Origin of the sequence: Streptomyces sp. NPDC048565, assembly GCF_040650935.1 — a bacterium.
Classification (GTDB): Bacteria; Actinomycetota; Actinomycetes; order Streptomycetales; family Streptomycetaceae; genus Streptomyces.
The window spans coordinates 1-2,888 of record NZ_JBEZIH010000060.1; the positions used below are offsets into that span (position 1 = coordinate 1).

A 2,888-nucleotide genomic window follows, 5' to 3' on the forward strand; every position below is an offset into this window, starting at 1 on the left:
TCATCCAACGCCCGCCCGAACACCGGAAACACCAACGCCAACTCACGCCCCATCCCCGCCCACTGCGCACCCTGACCCGAAAACACCAACCCCAGAGGGCTTTGGGCGCTGGCGGACGAGACGGCGAATCGAGCCGGGTCGGCGGCCAGTTCGCGCAGAGCGGCCTCGAGCCCGGTGCGATCGGCGCCGGTCACGGCGGCCCGGTGGCCGTGCAGGGTGCGAGTGCCGGCCAGGGACAGCCCGATGTCCGCGGCGGTCGGCTCCGGGTGTTCGGCCAGGTGCGTGAGCAGCCGCTCGGCCTGGGCGGCCAGCGCCTGCTCGCCACGGGCCGAGAGGAGCCAGGGGACGGCGGGGAGCGCGGTGGCGGGCGGCGACTCCTGGCTGGGCGCGCCCTCCGGCGGCGCTTCGAGGATGACATGGGCGTTGGTGCCGCTGACGCCGAAGGCGGAGACGGCGGCCCGGCGCGGGCGGTCGGCCGAAGGCCACTCCCGCGACTCGGTCAGCAGCTCGACCGCACCACTGGACCAGTCGACCATCGGCGTCGGCTCATCCACATGCAACGTCCTCGGCATCACCCCGTGCCGCATCGCCTGCACCACCTTGATCACACCACCGACACCGGCGGCGGCGACGGTGTGGCCGATGTTGGACTTCAACGAGCCGAGCCTGAGCGGCTGTTCTCGTTCCTGCCCGTACGTCGCCAACAGCGCCTGCGCCTCGATCGGATCACCCAGCCGAGTCCCCGTGCCGTGCGCCTCCACGACATCCACATCACCGGCCGAAAGCCCGGCGTCCGCCAGCGCCGCCCGTATCACGCGCTCCTGCGAGGGGCCGTTCGGCGCCGTCAGACCGTTGCTCGCACCGTCCTGATTCACCGCACTCCCCCGCACCACCGCCAGCACTCGATGCCCTGAACGCAAGGCGTCCGACAGCCGCTCCACCACGAGCACACCCGCCCCCTCGGACCAGGACGTGCCGTCGGCCGAAGCGGCGAAGGACTTGATACGGCCGTCGGGGGCGAGCCCCCGCTGGCGGCTGAAGTCGACGAAGCCTCCCGGCGTCGCCGTGACCGTGGCGCCGCCGGCCAGCGCGATGCCGGACTCCCCACGGCGCACCGACTGGACGGCCAGATGCAGCGCGACCAGGGAGGACGAGCAGGCGGTGTCCACGGACAGCGCGGGGCCTTCGAAGCCGAGGGTGTAGGCGATCCGCCCGGAGGCGACGCTGCTCAGCTTGCCGGTCATCAGGTAGCCCTCGAGCTCCGCGGGGCCTTCGAGACCGAGATAGCTCTGCTCGGTGATCCCCGCGAACACCCCGGTGCGGGAGCCCCGGAGGGAGGCGGGGTCGATCCCCGCGTCCTCCAGCGCCTCCCAGGCCGTCTCCAGAAGCACCCGCTGCTGCGGGTCCATGGCCAGTGCCTCGCGCGGCGATATGCCGAAGAAGTCGGCGTCGAACAGCGCGGCTCCGTCCAGGAACCCGGCTTCGCGGGTGTAGGAGGTGCCGGCCTCATCGGCATCGGGGCTGTAGAGGGCGTCCAGGTCCCATCCGCGGTCGGCGGGGAACGGGCCGATCGCGTCCCGACCGTCGGCGACCAGGCGCCACAGGTCGCCGGGCGAGGAGACCCCGCCCGGGAACCGGCAGGCCATCCCGACGATCGCGACGGGTTCGTCGTCGGCCGACTCGAGTTCGCCGATCCGCTCACGTGCCCTTTGCAAATCGGCGGTCACCCACTTCAGGTAGTCGACCAGCTTCTGTTCCCGGTTCTCCCGGTTCTCCTCGCTTTTCTGGCCATCGTGCGGGGCGGGCGGCGTGGCAGCAGACATGAGTGATCAGCCTCTCGTGGTTCGGGGAAGGGCAGGACGACACGGGAGCGCGGGGCCGCCCGCGCCGGGCGGCCCCGCGCCGCGTCAGTCCGCCACGCGTCCGAGCTGGGAGTCGATGAAGTCGAAGATCTCGTCGGTGGAACCGGTCGCGATCAGGTCGCGCACCTCGGAGCCGTCCGGCGCGGCGGTGGCCGCCGCTCCCGGTTCGGAGAGCAGCTCAAGCAGCTCGTGCAGCCGGGTCGCGGCCTCGGACCGCAGCACGTCGTCATCCGGCAGGGCACCGATCGCGGCCTCCACCTGGGCCAGTCCGGTCCGTACGGCGGCGGACGGATCGGCGGGAGCAGCCGGAGCCCCGGTCTCGGCGGTGGCGAGGGACAGCACATGGCCGGCGAGGGCCGACGGGCTCGGGTGGTCGAAGACGACGGTGACGGGCAGGCTCAGTCCTGTGGACCGCGCCAGCCGGTTCCGCAGCTCCACCCCGGTCAGCGAGTCGAACCCGAGCTCCTGGAACGGCTTGTCGGGCACGATGCCCGCCGGGTCCGGGTGCTTGAGGACGGCAGCGACCAGGGCGGTCACGGTCTCCAGCACATATGCTCCGCGCTGAGCCGCCGTGAGACCGGCGAGTCGTTCGGTCAGGGTGAGCACGGCCTCGGGGGCGTCAGGTTCCCGCTCGGCCGGTGCGGTCGGCGCAGGTCCAGGGGTGCCGACCGCACCGGCCGAGCGGTCCGCGTCCAGCCAGTAGCGCCGGCGCTGGAAGGCGTACGTAGGCAGTGGCACCCGGCGGGCCCCGGACCCGGCGAAGAACGCCTCCCAGTCCAAGCTCACGCCCCGGCCGTACAGCGCGCCCAGTGCCTGGACCACGGATTCCGGCTCAGCAAGTCCGGAGCGAACCGAGGCGAGCGCGACGGTGGTGTCCTGGTCGTCATCGGGCAGGGACTGGGCTGCGAGGGCGGCGAGCGCACCACCGGGCCCGATTTCGAGGAAGGTGCGGACGCCGTGCTCATACATCGTGGTCACCGCGTCGCCGTACCGAACGGCCTCACGCACCTGACGGACCCAGTAATC

Annotated in this window: 2 protein-coding genes; both read right to left on the reverse strand. The window is 72.2% G+C overall.

Annotated features, from left to right (window positions below):
- Positions 1 to 1,823, reverse strand: a 1,823-nt coding sequence (locus AB0C75_RS35810; RefSeq protein WP_362896715.1) for a type I polyketide synthase, incomplete at its 3' end; no start/stop codon positions are given.
- A gap of 84 nt (positions 1,824 to 1,907) precedes the next feature.
- Positions 1,908 to 2,888: phosphopantetheine-binding protein (locus AB0C75_RS35815; protein ID WP_362896717.1), on the reverse strand; the 981-nt coding region annotated here is incomplete at its 5' end.